Annotated in this window: 12 protein-coding genes; 6 read left to right on the top strand and 6 right to left on the bottom strand. The window is 63.9% G+C overall.

Going from position 1 to position 14,216, the window contains the following annotated elements; genetic code table 11:
• Positions 1–24: 24 nt before the first annotated feature.
• Positions 25–2,490: a ComEC/Rec2 family competence protein gene (locus NKI24_RS07225; protein WP_352744132.1), complete on the top strand. Its 2,466-nt coding sequence runs from the start codon at positions 25–27 to the stop codon at positions 2,488–2,490.
• On the opposite strand, the gene lexA is transcribed toward NKI24_RS07225, so the two are convergent.
• The gene (gene lexA / locus NKI24_RS07230) at positions 2,484–3,218 is read right to left on the bottom strand and encodes a transcriptional repressor LexA (RefSeq protein WP_023674949.1); all 735 of its coding nucleotides are present in this window, start codon (positions 3,216–3,218) and stop codon (positions 2,484–2,486) included. The two genes, NKI24_RS07225 and lexA, sit on opposite strands and share 7 nt — an antisense overlap.
• Before the next feature lie 447 nt (positions 3,219–3,665).
• Here lexA and kynU point away from each other — a divergent pair, with 447 nt between their 5' ends.
• A complete protein-coding gene (gene kynU / locus NKI24_RS07235) occupies positions 3,666–4,913 on the top strand; it encodes a kynureninase (RefSeq protein WP_352685766.1) in 1,248 nt (415 codons plus the stop codon).
• Positions 4,914–5,011: 98 nt separating this feature from the next.
• The gene (locus NKI24_RS07240; protein WP_352685764.1) at positions 5,012–5,842 is read left to right on the top strand and encodes a hormone-sensitive lipase; all 831 of its coding nucleotides are present in this window, start codon (positions 5,012–5,014) and stop codon (positions 5,840–5,842) included.
• A gap of 7 nt (positions 5,843–5,849) precedes the next feature.
• Here the strand turns inward: NKI24_RS07240 and NKI24_RS07245 are convergent, their stop codons facing one another.
• The 5 genes from NKI24_RS07245 to NKI24_RS07265 are packed head-to-tail and all read right to left on the bottom strand — an operon-like array spanning position 5,850 to position 11,280.
• Entirely contained in the window at positions 5,850–7,055 is a 1,206-nt protein-coding gene (locus NKI24_RS07245) for a molybdopterin molybdotransferase MoeA (RefSeq protein ID WP_352744135.1), read from the bottom strand.
• Positions 7,055–7,561 (bottom strand): cyclic pyranopterin monophosphate synthase MoaC, encoded by a 507-nt coding sequence (gene moaC, locus NKI24_RS07250; protein WP_352474267.1) that lies wholly within the window; start codon positions 7,559–7,561, stop codon positions 7,055–7,057. The genes NKI24_RS07245 and moaC overlap by 1 nt, the downstream gene beginning before the upstream one ends.
• Before the next feature lie 2 nt (positions 7,562–7,563).
• The gene (trpC, locus tag NKI24_RS07255; protein ID WP_352744137.1) at positions 7,564–8,376 is read right to left on the bottom strand and encodes an indole-3-glycerol phosphate synthase TrpC; all 813 of its coding nucleotides are present in this window, start codon (positions 8,374–8,376) and stop codon (positions 7,564–7,566) included.
• A 4-nt stretch (positions 8,377–8,380) separates the two neighbouring features.
• A complete protein-coding gene (gene trpD / locus NKI24_RS07260) occupies positions 8,381–9,391 on the bottom strand; it encodes an anthranilate phosphoribosyltransferase (protein WP_352474265.1) in 1,011 nt (336 codons plus the stop codon).
• Entirely contained in the window at positions 9,388–11,280 is a 1,893-nt protein-coding gene (locus NKI24_RS07265; RefSeq protein WP_352744139.1) for a SurA N-terminal domain-containing protein, read from the bottom strand. The genes trpD and NKI24_RS07265 overlap by 4 nt, the downstream gene beginning before the upstream one ends.
• Positions 11,281–11,422: 142 nt before the next feature.
• On the opposite strand from NKI24_RS07265, the gene tpiA reads away from it, so the two are divergent.
• From tpiA to NKI24_RS07280, 3 genes are all read left to right on the top strand, one after another.
• Positions 11,423–12,190 (top strand): triose-phosphate isomerase, encoded by a 768-nt coding sequence (gene tpiA, locus NKI24_RS07270; RefSeq protein WP_352613710.1) that lies wholly within the window; start codon positions 11,423–11,425, stop codon positions 12,188–12,190.
• Between the two features lie 163 nt (positions 12,191–12,353).
• Positions 12,354–12,806, top strand: coding sequence for a preprotein translocase subunit SecG (secG, locus tag NKI24_RS07275; protein ID WP_254817294.1), 453 nt, complete (start codon positions 12,354–12,356; stop codon positions 12,804–12,806).
• A gap of 199 nt (positions 12,807–13,005) precedes the next feature.
• On the top strand, positions 13,006–14,127 hold the full coding sequence (locus NKI24_RS07280) for a L,D-transpeptidase (protein WP_352744141.1): 1,122 nt from the start codon (positions 13,006–13,008) through the stop codon (positions 14,125–14,127).
• The last annotated feature ends 89 nt before the right edge of the window (positions 14,128–14,216 follow it).

Raw genomic sequence — 14,216 nt, forward strand, 5'->3', positions numbered from 1 at the left:
TCGAGGGCGCAAGGGGCAGACCCGATGGCTGTGCGAGGCCGTGGTACGGGCGAGGGCGAGGACGTTGGCAGCGGCGTCAGCGAACGCTTGCTGTTTGCCGCTCGCCCGCCTGTCCTGCCGGCACCGGCATTGCTACCTGCTCCGCGCTTCGATGCTCCGTCGCTGCCGGCCAGCGACCGAGCAGCGGTTCTCGTGCCCGCGGGCGAGCCCATCGTACGCCTGCCCAGGCGTTTCCGCCTCCCGTCACCGTCCCGTATCCGCAACAGCGTAACCACGGCAGCCGACCTGGAACTTGACCGCGGCATTGCCTTCCTGCTGGTGCCGGTGTTCCTCGCATGCGGGGTGGTCGTATATTTCGGGCTGTCGGTGGAGCCGGCCTTTCCACAGCCGATCGCAATCGCGCTCCTCGCGGCCCTTTGTGCCGTCGTCTCGCGGTCATGGCCCAGGACGCGCCTGTGCTTCATGGTGGCGCTGCTCTGCGCGCTTGGCGTACTTGCCGCCAAGTTCGAGACATGGCGTGTCGGAATGCATATGCTCGGCTCCGAAATCTCGACGCGGCTGACGGGTCGCGTCGTATCGTACGAGCCCATGGCAAGCGGCCGCATCAGGCTGACAATCGATGTGATCTCAACGGCCAGGCCGACACTGCGCTACATGCCGGAACGGGTCCGCGTTTCGGCGATGAAGATACCGGCTGAGCTGACCGCCGGTTCCGAGATCACCGGCTATGTGCGGCTGCTGCCGCCGACCGGCCCGGTGCGGCCCGACAGCTATGATTTCTCCTTCGACAGCTATTTCGCCGGTATCGGCGGCAGCGGCTTTTTTCTCGGCAATCCGAAAATCGTGTCGTCGGGCAGCATGCCGCTTGGCGCGCAGCTTTCTTCCGCGATCGAAGACGCGCGCGAATCCATCGCCGACCATATCCGCAGCCGCATCGGCGGTGCCGAGGGCGAGATTGCTGCTGCGCTGATCGTCGGCGTGCGCGCCGGCATTCCCGAGGAGATCAACGAAGCGATGCGGCGCACCGGCATCTACCACATCATCTCCATCTCGGGGCTGCATATGGCGTTGGTCGCCGGCACCATCATGGCGCTGCTGCGGGGTGCCTTTGCGCTGTTTCCCGATTTCTCATCGCGACGGCCGGTCAAGAAATATGCCGCGGCCGCCGCGCTTTTTTCGATTGCGGCCTACCTCGTCTTTTCCGGCATTGTCGTGGCGGCCGAACGCAGCTTCATCATGCTGGCGGTGATGCTTATCGCCGTGCTGTTCGACCGGGCCGCGCTCACCATGCGCAACCTGGCGATCTCGGCCATCGCGGTCATCCTGGTGTCGCCGCACGAGGTGGTCGGTCCGAGTTTCCAGATGTCCTTCGCCGCGACGGCGGCCCTTGTCGGCGCCTATGCAGGCTGGTCCGATTACCGCGCCGGCAGGGCCACCATGCCGCCGCCGCGGCTGTCGCCGCTACGCTTTGCCACTCGAAAGGTCCTGCTGGGCATGTGCGGTCTGGCGATGACCTCGATCATTGCAGGGAGCGCCACGGCGCTTTTCGCCATATGGCATTTCCAGCGCGTGGCGCCGCTCAGCCTGTTCGCCAATCTGGCCATCATGCCCATCGTGTCACTGGTCGTCATGCCCTTCGCCGTTCTCAGCGCGCTGGCGATGCCGTTCGGTGCGGATGGCCCTTTTCTCTATGTCATGGGCAAGGGGCTGACGGCGATGATCGCCCTGTCCGGGTGGATCTCGGAGCGCTCGCCGATCGATGCGGTCGGGCTGATTTCGCTGAGATCCGTCCTTCTGGTGACGATCGCCCTCGTCATTGCCAGCATGGCGACGACGTGGTTGCGGCTGGCGGCACTTCCTTTTGCGCTCGCCGGCTTGCTGACGACAACGCAGACACGCATACCCGACGTATTGGTCTCGGAGGACGCACGGCTGGTCGCGCTGCCGATCGGCAGCGGTGAACTCGCGGTCAACCGGGCACGCCCGAATGAGTTCACCATCGACAACTGGAAACGCGCGCTCACATCAGAGGCTATCGTCGCGCCGGAAACACCTGGAAAGAACGACCCGCAATTCGACATTGCCGATCCGGCCGACCTACCGCCGGGCATGCCGTTCATTTGCACGGACGGCCTCTGCCTTGCCAGGCATCCATCCGGCGCGATCATCGCGCAAGCCAAGGACCGCGATACTGCGCGGCCAGCCTGCGCCTTTGCCAGCTTGATCGTCATCGACGACGCCACCGCCCATAACCCCTGCTACTACGACCGGCTGGTCCTCGTCGTCACCAAACGGCAACTGGCGCGCGCGGGAAGTGCCGCCGTCTATTTCGATCCACAAGCGGCAACACGCGCCGAGATCCGCTTCGCCGTCGAAAAATCATACCGGCCCTGGCACGTGCAGCGGAAATTTTCACGCGCGGCACGGGGCCTGCCGCCATACCGCCGGGCCGACAACCCCAAAGCCGGCGCCAAGGGCGGAGCTCAGTAGCGGCGGATCAGTCCGACGAGCTTGCCCTGCACCTTGACCCTGTCTGGTCCGAAGATGCGCGTCTCGTAGGCCGGATTGGCGGCTTCCAGGGCGATCGAGGCGCCCTTGCGGCGGAACCGCTTCAGCGTCGCTTCCTCCTCGTCGACCAGTGCCACCACGATCTCACCGGGGCTCGCCGTATCGGCATTGCGGATGATCACCGTGTCGCCGTCGAAAATGCCGGCCTCGATCATCGAATCGCCTTTGACCTCAAGCGCATAATGCTCGCCGCCCATGATCATATCCGGCGGCACCGAAATCGAATGCGTCTGGTGCTGGATGGCGTCGATCGGCACACCGGCAGCGATGCGGCCCATCACCGGGATCGAAACGGCGGCGACGACATCGTCGTCATTTCCGGCTGCGGGCACGCGCGACGATGTCGGCTTGCCTTGCCGAGGGGCGCCTTGCCCAAGACTGCCCTGGATGACACTCGGCGAGAACTTGCGTGCCGCATTGAGGCCGGGGGCGATCGAGTCAGGCAGGCGTAGCACCTCCAGCGCACGGGCCCGGTTGGGCAAACGGCGAATGAAGCCGCGCTCCTCCAGCGCCGTAATCAGCCGGTGGATTCCGGATTTGGAAGCCAGGTCGAGCGCTTCCTTCATCTCGTCGAATGAAGGCGGGATACCGCTTTCCTTCAACCTTTCGTGGATGAACATAAGCAGTTCGTGTTGTTTGCGTGTCAGCATAGCGACCCCCAACAGAATCAGAAAAACAAACCCAGAACAAACACTATCTGTTCCAGTTGTGTTCCGCAACTGTTTAAAGTTTAATGAATGCGTTAAGGCTCGGGAAACAAACGACGTCCCCTACCGGCGTACCGCATTTTCACCGCCGCGAGCCTCATCGCCTTGATTCTGCTTTCGTTTGCGCCCTTCTGGCCTCCTAGAAGGCGGCACTGGCATCGGCCGTCGGTCGGCAAAAGGCACGGAATTGAACCCGTATCGACTGTGCGGTTTGGTCAATGCACCGTGAACGAAACGAACTCAAAACGCCAACCTCGGGTTAAGTCCCGGTTTCCACCGCCTGGTCAGGCTGCTTCTCGCCGGTGGAGCCTTGCTGCGCGCAACCAAGTAATGGAAGAACAGTCGATGCGTGTCCGGCGTTGCGTTGGATCTTGGGGGAGCAGACAAATCATGACAGGAATTCCCGATCTCGTGGCCATAAAGGCGATGGATGCCGCGGATCCGCTGCGCGCGATGCGCGACCGCTTTGTGTTGCCGCAAGGAGTGATCTATCTCGACGGCAATTCGCTAGGAGCTGCTTCACGTGCCGCTTTCGATGAACTGCACAAGGCCGCGACCGAAGAATGGTCGCATGATCTCATCCGCGCATGGAACACGGCCGGCTGGTTCAACATGCCGCTTGAACTTGGCGACCAGCTCGGGCGCCTGATCGGGGCCGCGGCCGGCCAGACAGTGGTCTGCGACACGACATCGGTCAATATCTACAAGCTGCTGCACGCCGCCATGGCCATGCGACCGGAGCGGCAGGTCATCGTCGCCGAGGGCGATAGTTTTCCGACGGACCTCTACATGGCCGAGGGTGTGGTTTCGACGCGAAAAGATACGCTGCTGCGCCTCTCGGGAGTCGACGCGCCGACCATCGAAGAGCTGATCGACGAACGCACCGCTGTGGTGCTGGTCAACCACGTCAACTATAAGTCGGGCGAACTGCGCGACATGCCGGCGCTGACGCGCAGGGCTCAGGAAGCCGGGGCGATGATCGTCTGGGATCTCTGCCACACCGCCGGCGCGATGCCAGTCGAACTCGACAAGGCAAACGCCGATTTTGCCGTTGGCTGCACCTACAAATATCTGAATGGCGGCCCGGGCGCGCCTGCCTTCATCTATGCGGCTGAGCGGCATCTTTCCGACATCCAGCAGCCGCTCACCGGCTGGTGGGGCCATGCACGGCCCTTCGCCTTCGAGCCAGGCTATGCGGCCGGCACCGGCATCCGCCGGTTTCTGTGCGGCACGCAGCCGGTCCTGTCGATGCGCACGCTGAAGGGCGCGCTCGACATCTGGAACGATGTCGACATGACGGCGGTGCGCAAGAAGAGCATCGCGCTGGCGGATCTGTTCATCGAGCTTGTCGAGGCAAAGTGCGGCACTTACGGGCTCACGCTCGAAAGCACGCGCGATGGGGAAAAACGCGGCAGCCAGATTTCATTCATGCATGAGCATGGCTACCAGGTCATGCGCGCGCTGATCGAACGTGGCGTGATCGGCGATTTTCGCGCGCCATCGACCATGCGCTTCGGCTTCACCCCGCTCTATGTCGGCTATGCCGATGTCTGGCAGGCCGTCAAAGTGCTTGAGGACATCCTGCACACCGGTGCGTGGAAGGATGCGCGCTTCGCCATCAAAGCAGCTGTCACTTGAGATTGATGCGAGAGCTGGAATCGTGAGGCTGGCGACGACGCGCCGCGCGATGCTTACGGCTACGCTGCAGGGCCATATGCCAGGGAGGAGGGCGCAGGGTGTTCGAACGTCACATTGCCGATTGGGACAACGCCTATGCCAACGGCGCCAACATAGCCGGCAGCGATCGCTGGCCGGCGGCCTGGATCGAGCCCGCGCGGGTTTTCCGCGACGTGCTTTCGACCGAGGGCAGGGCGCGGCTCGACATGGCCTATGGCGACAATCCACGCAACCGGCTCGATCTTTTCCTGCCGGCCATCAAGCCTAAGGGACTCGTGGTGTTCGTTCATGGCGGCTACTGGATGGAATTCGACAAGAATTTCTGGTCGCATCTTGCCGCTGGCCCTGTTGATCGCGGCTATGCGGTGGCGATGCCGTCCTACACGCTCTGTCCGCAGATACGCATTGGCGGCATCGTCAAGGAGGTCGGCGCGGCGATCGGCAAGGCGGCGGCGACGGTTGCAGGGCCGCTGATGCTGACCGGGCACTCGGCCGGCGGCCATCTTGTTAGCCGGATGGTTACGGCGACGACGCCGCTGGCGACCGAAGTGGTCCGGCGCGTTCGTCATGTGGTGTCGATCTCGGGGGTGCACGATTTGCGCCCGATCATGCGCACCGGCATGAACGAGACGCTGGCGATCGATGAGGCCGAGGCGCAGGCCGAAAGTCCGGTGCTGCTGCGCCCGATGGACAAGGCCCGCCTGACCTGCTGGGCCGGCGGCGGCGAGCGCGCCGAATTCCTGCGTCAGAGCGCGTTGCTGGCCAACATCTGGATCGGCCTGGGTTCCGCGACCAGCTCGGTGGTCGAACCTGACCGGCATCATTTCAACATCATCGACGGTTTGGCCGATCCAGACCATCCGCTGACCCGGACCTTGATTTCGGAGTGAGGCAGGTTCAGCGTAGCATCAGCACGTCGCAGGGGGAGCCCGCCGCCGCGGCAGGCGCGAACGGCGCGCGAACGATCAGCCCGTTGGCATCGGCCAGCATTTTCAGCATCGAGGAGTCCTGGATGCCGAACGGCGTCGCCACGGGCGTACCGGCGTCATCTATGACAACAGCCCGCACATAATCTTGCCTGAGATCATTGGCCGGCATGGCGGCACCGAGCCGTGCCCGACGTATATCCTGCTGAAAGGCGCGGCCGCCGAGCCGCGCCAGCAGCGGCTTCAGGAAGAGCTGAGTGCAGACCAGGCTTGCCACCGGATTGCCGGGCAGGCCGATGCAGCGAATGTCTCCCAGCCGCCCGAACATCAGTGGCTTGCCCGGCCGCATGGCGATCTTCCAGAAATCGAGCGTCATGCCTTGCCCGGTCAGCACCTCATGGACGAAGTCGTGGTCACCGACCGAGGCACCGCCCAGCGTGACGATGACGTTCGCGCCAGCCTTCACGGCCTTTTCAACCAGCGCAGCGATCGCCTCCCTGCGGTCCGGCGCGATGCCAAGGTCGAGCGCGCGCGCACCGACCGACTGTGCGGCAGCGGCGACACCATAGGCATTGGAGGAGATGATCTGGTCGGGGCCAAGATCGCTGCCCGGCGGCAGCAATTCGTCGCCGGTGGCGATGATGGCGACCAGCGGCCGTTTGACCACGCGCACCTCGGGGTGATTGGCCGATGCCGCCAGCGACAAGGCCGCCGGGTCGAGCAGGCGGCCTTTGGGCAGCAGGACATCGCCCTTGGCGAAATCGAGCCCGAGGCGGCGGATGTTGCGCCCCTGCACCGTCCGTTCCGTCACTTCGACGCTGCCGCCACCGAGATCGCGGACGTTCTCCTGGATGACGATAGTGTCGGCGCCTTCGGGAAGCGGCGCGCCGGTAAAGATGCGCACGGCCTGCCGCTGCTGCACCGTTCCGGCAAAGCCGCGTCCCGCCGGCGCCATGCCGACCACCGAAAGCCTTGCCGGTACGGACGCGATATCGGCCGCCCGCACGGCATAGCCGTCCATGGCGGAGGCGTTGAACGGCGGCTGGGTGCGGAGCGCCAGAACCGGCTCCGCCAGCACGCGGTCGGCGGCATCCAGCAGTGCGACGCGTTCGCCCGGCAGCGCTGCTGCGCCGTCCAGCAGGCGCTCGAGCGCCTCGGCAACTGGGACCAGCGCCATTATCGGCCTGCCTCGGTGGCCCCGTCTCCGGTGATCTTGTAGTCGCCGGATTTGCCGCCGGTCTTTTCAACCAGCCTTATGCCGGAGATGACCATGGCGCGGTCGACCGCCTTGGCCATGTCGTAGATGGTCAGGCAAGCGACCGAGACGGCACTCAGAGCCTCCATCTCAACGCCGGTCTTGCCGGTGACACGGGTCAATGCTGTCACCTTCAGGCCGGGCAGCGCGGCGTCCGCCTCGATATCGACAGATATCCTGGTCAGCAGCAGCGGATGGCAAAGCGGGATCAGTTCATGCGTCTTCTTGGCCGCCATGATGCCGGCAATGCGCGCGGTGCCCAGCACGTCGCCCTTCTTGGCGTCGCCGGCGAGGATCATGTCCAGCGTCTCGGGCCGCATCGCGACAAAGCCTTCTGCGACTGCCGTGCGCACCGTCACAGCCTTGTCGCCGACATCGACCATGTTGGCTTCGCCCTGCGCGCCAAGATGGGTGAGGGTGGCCGCCATCCTCAAACGGCCTCTGCCGGCGCCTTGCCCGTCAACAGCAGGCGCGTTGCCGCGGCCACGTCCTGCTGGCGCATCAGGCTCTCGCCGACCAGGAAAGTCGCAATGCCGCTCTGCTCCAGTCGGCGGCAATCGTCGTGCGAAAAGATACCGCTCTCGCTGACCAGATGGCGGTCGGCCGGCACCCTCGCTGCCAGCCGCTCCGAGGTCTGCAGGCTGGTTTCGAAGGTCCGGAGATTGCGGTTGTTGATTCCGATCAGCCGCGACGACAGCTGCAGCGCGCGTTCCATTTCAGCCTCGTCATGCACTTCGACCAGCGCGTCCATGCCGAGCCCGAACGCTGTCGCTTCGAGTTCTCTTGCCAATGCGTCGTCGACGCTGGCCATGATGATCAGGATGGCATCGGCGCCCCATGCCCGGGCCTCGTAGACCTGATAGGGGTCGAACAGGAAATCCTTGCGCAAGGCAGGCAGTTCGACGGCAGCGCGCGCAGTGGTGAGGAATTCGGGCGCGCCTTGGAAGGAGGGTGCGTCGGTCAGCACCGAAAGGCAGGCGGCACCGCCCTTCGCATAGGCCCTGGCCAGCGCCGGCGGATCAAAATCGGCGCGGATCAGGCCTTTGGATGGGCTAGCCTTCTTGATTTCGGCAATCAGCGCGAACCTGTCGGATTTGCGCTTTGCTTCAAGGGCGGAAAGAAAGCCGCGCGGCGCGTCGGCATCCGTCGCCCGTGCCTTGATCTCGGCCAATGACACGCGTGCCTTGGCCGCCGCGATCTCGTCGCGCTTGTAAGCCTCGATCTTGCGCAGGATGTCGGACATGGTTTTAACCGTTCGAAATCTCGATCAGCCTGTCGAGCACTTTCAGCGCGCGGCCGCTGTCGATGGCCTGCGCCGCCGTTACCATGCCGTCGGCGAGGGTCGTCGCTGTGCCGGCCACCACCAGCCCGGCGCCGGCATTCATCAGCACCGTATCGCGAAAGGCGCCGGCGGCGCCGCCCAGCATGTCGCGCAGTGCCTGGGCGTTGTGGGCGGCGTCGCCGCCGCGCAACTCGTCCTTGGTGTGCCGCTTCAGTCCGACGGCTTCCGGGGTCAGCGTAAAGCTGCGGATCTCGCCGCCGGCCAATTCGGCGACAAGTGTCTCGCCGGTGGTGGTGATCTCGTCATAGCCGTCGCCATGGACGATCCAGGCATGGTCGGCACCAAGTTCCTTCAACGTTTCTGCCACCGGCATGATCCATTCGGGCAGGAACACGCCGACCATCTGCCGTCTGACACTCGCCGGATTGGAAAGCGGGCCCAGCAGGTTGAAGATGGTGCGGGTTCCGAGCTCGACCCGGGTCGGGCCGACATGCTTCATCGCCGGGTGATGCGCCGGCGCGAACATGAAGCCAACGCCGGCCTCGTGGATGCAGCGGCCGATCGTCTCCGGAGGGATGTCGATCTTGACGCCCAATGCGATCAGCACATCGGCGGCGCCGGTCAGCGAGGACAGCCCGCGATTGCCGTGCTTGGCGACGGGCACGCCGCTGCCGGCGATGACGAAAGCGGATGCGGTCGAAATGTTGACGCTGTGCGAATTGTCGCCGCCGGTGCCGACAATGTCGATGGCACCCTCGGGAGCTTCGACACGCAGCATCTTGGCGCGCATGGTGGCGACGGCGCCGGCGATCTCGCTGACGGTCTCACCGCGCACGCGCAATGCCATCAGGAAGCCGCCGATCTGGCCGGGGGTAGCATCGCCGGACATGATGATGTCGAAGGCCTCGCGCGCCTCCTCGAAGGAAAGAGCGCTGCCGGCGGCGACCTTGGCGATGTGGATCTTCAGCGCGCTCATCTGGCCAGGGCTTGGGTTACGGCCGCCTGATCGATGCGGACGTCATATTGCGTCTGCAACTGCGCCACCAACTGGTCGAGCAGGTCGTCGGACATGCCGGAGGTGAAAGACTTCTGTGCGTCCTCGGGTACAGAGCTGGCATCGGCCCCGGCAGGCTCGAACACCTCGGCAACCTTGAACAGGATCTGTCCGTCGCCCGTAGGTGAGGGGATCAGCCCGGTGCCGCCTTCGCCGACGCCGAACATCGCGGCGGCGCCTTCCTTGCCGAAATCGACGTCGTCCGCATCGCGCTTGACGCCGCGCTTGGTCTGCTTTTCGAGCTTGAGCTCACCGGCGATCACCTCAAGCGAGGCGCCAGCCTTGAGACGCTTCTCGAGCTCCTGTGCTTTTGCGGTGAGCCGTTTGGTGGTCTCCGCCGCGGTCCAGTCGGCCACGACCTTCTGGTGGACTTCGTCCAATGTGCGGTCGCGGGCAGGCGTGATCGCGCTCACGTCATAGAAGACGAAGCCGTTATCGGCGGTGGTGAGGCCTTCATTGTCGGTTCCGGGTTCGGATTCGAACACCGCCTTGATGAGTGCCGGCGATTCCGGCAGGTCTTTGACGATGCTTCCATCCGGCCGTTGGCCGGTGCGGTCGATGGCATCGATGGTGACGACCTTCAGCTTCAATTTGGCGGCTGCCTCGGCGAGCGAACTGCCCGAGGCGCGCGTATCCTCGTAATTGTCGTGCACGTCCAGCAAGATGCGGCTTGCCTCGCCCAGTGCCAGGTCCTTGCGTATCTGCTCGGACACTTCGGCCAGCGGCTTCACCACTTCGGGCTTGATCTCGGTGACGCGCAGCAGAACGGGACCAAAGGCGCCCTGTACGACCGGGCTGACCTCATTGACGTTTAGTTTGAAGGCAGCATCGGCGACCGCCTTGTCGGCGATCTTGTCCTTGGCCAGCGTGCCGAGCAGCGTGTCGGCCGGCGTCTTGCCTTCGGCAGCGACGATCTTGTCGAAGGTCGCGCCGGTCCCGAGCGAATCGAGCGCCGCCTTTGCGGCATCAGGTGTCTTGAACACAAGCTGCTCGATGGTGCGCATCTCCGGTGTGGTGTAGCGCGCCTTGTTCTTATTGTAGTCGTCGCTGACCTGTTGGTCGGTCACCGCGCTCAAATCCATGATGTCTTCCGGTTCGAGCCTGACATAGGAGAACTTGCGGTATTCGGGCGCGGCGTAGGTTTTCTTGTTTTCCTCGAAATAGGCCGAAAGCGCGCTGTCGAGCGGCGCTTCTACCGGCTCGACAAGCGATTTCGGCAAGGTCAGGTAGTCGATGGTGCGATCTTCGCCGCGATAGAGCGCGACCGCCTTGAAGAATGTATCCGGGGCCTTGAGGCCGTCCGAAACCGCCTCGACGATCTGCTGGCGGACCGCGACCTGGGCGCGGTTCTTCAAATAGTCTTCCGGCCGCATCCCGATCTGCCGAAGCAGGTACTCGAAGGTCCTCCTGTCGAAGCTTCCGGCAGGCCCTTTGAACGCCGGGTCTTCACGCGTCAGTTCGGCGAGCCGGTCCTTTGACAGGCCGAGTCCGAGCTTGCGGGCCTGCTCGTCGAGGACAGCGCCCGACACGAGTTGCGCCAGCACCTGGTTGTCGATGCCGAGCGCCGTCGCTTGCTCACGGCTGATGCGCTGGCCGAATTGCTGCGACATGACGCTGAGCTGGCGATCGTAGGCGAGGCGGTATTCGTTGATCGAGACCTTGGTGCCTCCGGCCGTGATCACGGCATCATGGCCGGCAAGACCGCCCATCAGGCGGCCCGAGATGCCCCAGACGGCGAAGCTCAACACCAACAATGACAGCAGCAGTTTAGCGACCCAGGTCCCCGCCGCGCTTCTCAACATACCAAGCATGAGTACTTCCGATTTTTGCGCATTTCGCATGCGCCGAGTCTGAAACAAGCGCAATAGCGCCCTTCCTGCCCACTGTCGATTGCTTTGTGGCCTGATTTTGATAGTGAGGGCCAGCTGGAAATTGCCCGGAGAAACAAATCCCATGACCACTGGAATCCGCCCGCTCGTCGCAGGCAATTGGAAAATGAACGGCACCAGCGCCTCGCTCAACGAGCTCAGGATGATCGGCAACGGCTTCATGAGTGGGCTAGACGCCGAGACCGAAGCGGTGGTCTGCGTGCCGGCGACCTTGCTTGCGCACGCCGCCGAGATTCTGTCGCGCACGCCGGTGCGGGCCGGCGGAGAGGATTGCCACACCGAGGAAAGCGGCGCCTATACCGGCTGCATTTCGGCCGAGATGCTGAAGGATGCAGGTGCCAGCCATGTCATCGTCGGCCATTCCGAATGCCGCGCCGATCGCAAGGAGGACGATGCCTTGGTCCAGGCCAAGGCCTCCGCCGCATGGCGCGCCGGGCTGGTGGCCATCATCTGCATTGGTGAGACAAGAGCCGAACGAGAAGCAGGAGCCACGCTCGACGTGCTGTCGCGCCAGGTCGCTGGCTCGGTCCCGCCAAACGCCACGGCTTCCAATACCGTCATTGCCTATGAGCCAATATGGGCGATTGGGACCGGCTTGACCCCGACCGCCGCCGACGTCGCCGAGGCACATGCGCATATCCGCGAAGAACTGGCACGGAAGCTCGGCAATACGGCGGCCAAGATGCGCATTCTCTACGGCGGCTCGGTCAAGCCGTCCAACGCCATCGAGTTGCTCGGCGTCAGGAATGTCGATGGCGCGCTGGTCGGCGGCGCCAGCCTAAAGGCGGCGGACTTCCTCGGCATCGCGGAAGCCTATCGAAACATCGCTTGATACAAGGGCTGGTTGCTGCATTTGAGCGGACGGCCGACGTCGAAATCGTTGCAAAGGACGCATTGCTTCCCATATTCCGGCCACGGGCTTGGAAATGCCGTCAAAGCATTGTATTGAGCCGCCTCCAAATCAGCGGCCGCACAAGGCCTTGCCAGGGTAAATTATGGAAACCGTACTGATCGTCGTCCACCTCATGGTCGTGCTCGCGCTTGTCGGCGTGGTGCTGCTGCAGCGCTCCGAAGGCGGCGGCCTCGGCATCGGCGGCGGATCGGGCTTCATGACCGCGCGTGGCGCCGCCAATGCGCTGACGCGGGCGACGGCGATCCTGGCTGCCGCTTTCTTCGTCACCTCGCTGACACTGTCGATCGTTGCGCGCTATGGCGAGAAGCCGATCGACATTCTCGATCGCGTGCCGGCGACCTCGGACGGAGCAGGCAAGGGCGTACTCAACCAATTGCCTGGAACCACGACGCCGACGCCGCCTTCAGGCACCACGGCGCCGACCCCGCCGTCCGGCAATGGCGCGGCAACGACGCCGCCGGCAACCGCTCCGGCGACGCCGCCAGCGACAAACGGCGCCACCGCGCCGGCCACGCCGCAGGTCCCCAACCAGTAATAGGGCAACTTATGCCGCGATCTGTTGTCGTTTGAACACAGTCGCGGCAAATGCCGCACGATCATGAAGATTCGACTGCGCCTCACGCTTGAGGCGCTTCCGGCTAATCGATTATACGTTGCACGCGGCATTCTCGGCGTCCTTGGGGGGCGCCGGGCGACGCCGTGGGCAACAAGCATTGAACGATCGGATCTTCCCCATGCAGCTTCGCAGCTTCATTTTTGCCGGCCTTTGTGCCGTGCTCAGCCTAGGTGCGCCCGCTTACGCGGCCATGCCGACGGCAAACTCGGCCCACAAAGCCGCAACAACAACCGACGTCGTCAAGGTCGCTGCCAAAAGCGATGCAGCGCAATTGAAGCTTCTCAAGAAGAAGAAAGATCCGACGCCGGACGACCTTGCGCAGATCCGCAAGATCGAAGCCAAGATCGCAGCCGACAAGGACGCCGCTCGCGCCAAGGCACTCGAAGCCAGGAAGCTGGCGATGCGCGAGGCGGCGAAAGCCAAAGCCGATGCGGAACGGCAGGCGTTCCTTGCCAAGAAGAGCCAGCCGCTCGCAACGGCCAAGGTGGCTGACGCCACGCCGGCCAAGAAGAAGACCGTCAACATCATCGGACCGATTACGCCCATTGCGCCGATCCAGTCGGCCGAGCCGATCCCGGCCGAGGCCATGAACGTTGCGCTGACCGGCAACAATGGCGAGTTGCGCAGCGAACCGGTCGGGCAGAAGCCGCAGAGCGTCGGGCTGTTCGCGGGACTGTTCGGCGGCACATCCTCTTCGTCGATGTCGCTGCTTCCGGAAACACGCGCGCTCGACGCCGCGCTCGAAAGGAAGCAGGCCAAGCGGCAGTTCAAGGTCAAGCCGGAATTCGTGCCGCAGGAGGTCGAATTCACCGGCTACAACCCCGGCACCATCGTCATCGATACGAGCGCCCGTCGTCTCTACCTCGTCGAATCATCGTCAACCGCCCGCCGTTATGCCATCGCGGTCGGCCGGGAAGGCCTGCAGTTCAAGGGTACGGTTGCCGTCGGCGACAAGCAGGAATGGCCGCGCTGGATTCCGACGCTGGATATGCAAAAGCGCGAACCCAAGCACTATGGCCAGTACAAGGACGGCATGCCCGGCGGCGGCGACAATCCGCTCGGTGCGCGCGCCATCTATCTTTACGACGGCAAGAAAGATACCCACCTGCGCATTCACGGCACCATCGCGCCGCAGTCAATCGGAACCAGCGCCTCCAATGGCTGCTTCCGTATGATCAACGAGCACGTCATGGACCTTTACCGCCGGGTGAAAGTAGGCACCAAAGTCGTCATCATCTGACGCTTTGACAGATCGTGCCAAAAGGGCCGGCCTCGCCGGCCCTTTTGTTTTGATACGCCAACGACCAGAGCGCCTTCTTGGGAAAAAGC

The organism is Mesorhizobium sp. M0701 (assembly GCF_040320365.1).
Classification (GTDB): domain Bacteria; phylum Pseudomonadota; class Alphaproteobacteria; order Rhizobiales; family Rhizobiaceae; genus Mesorhizobium.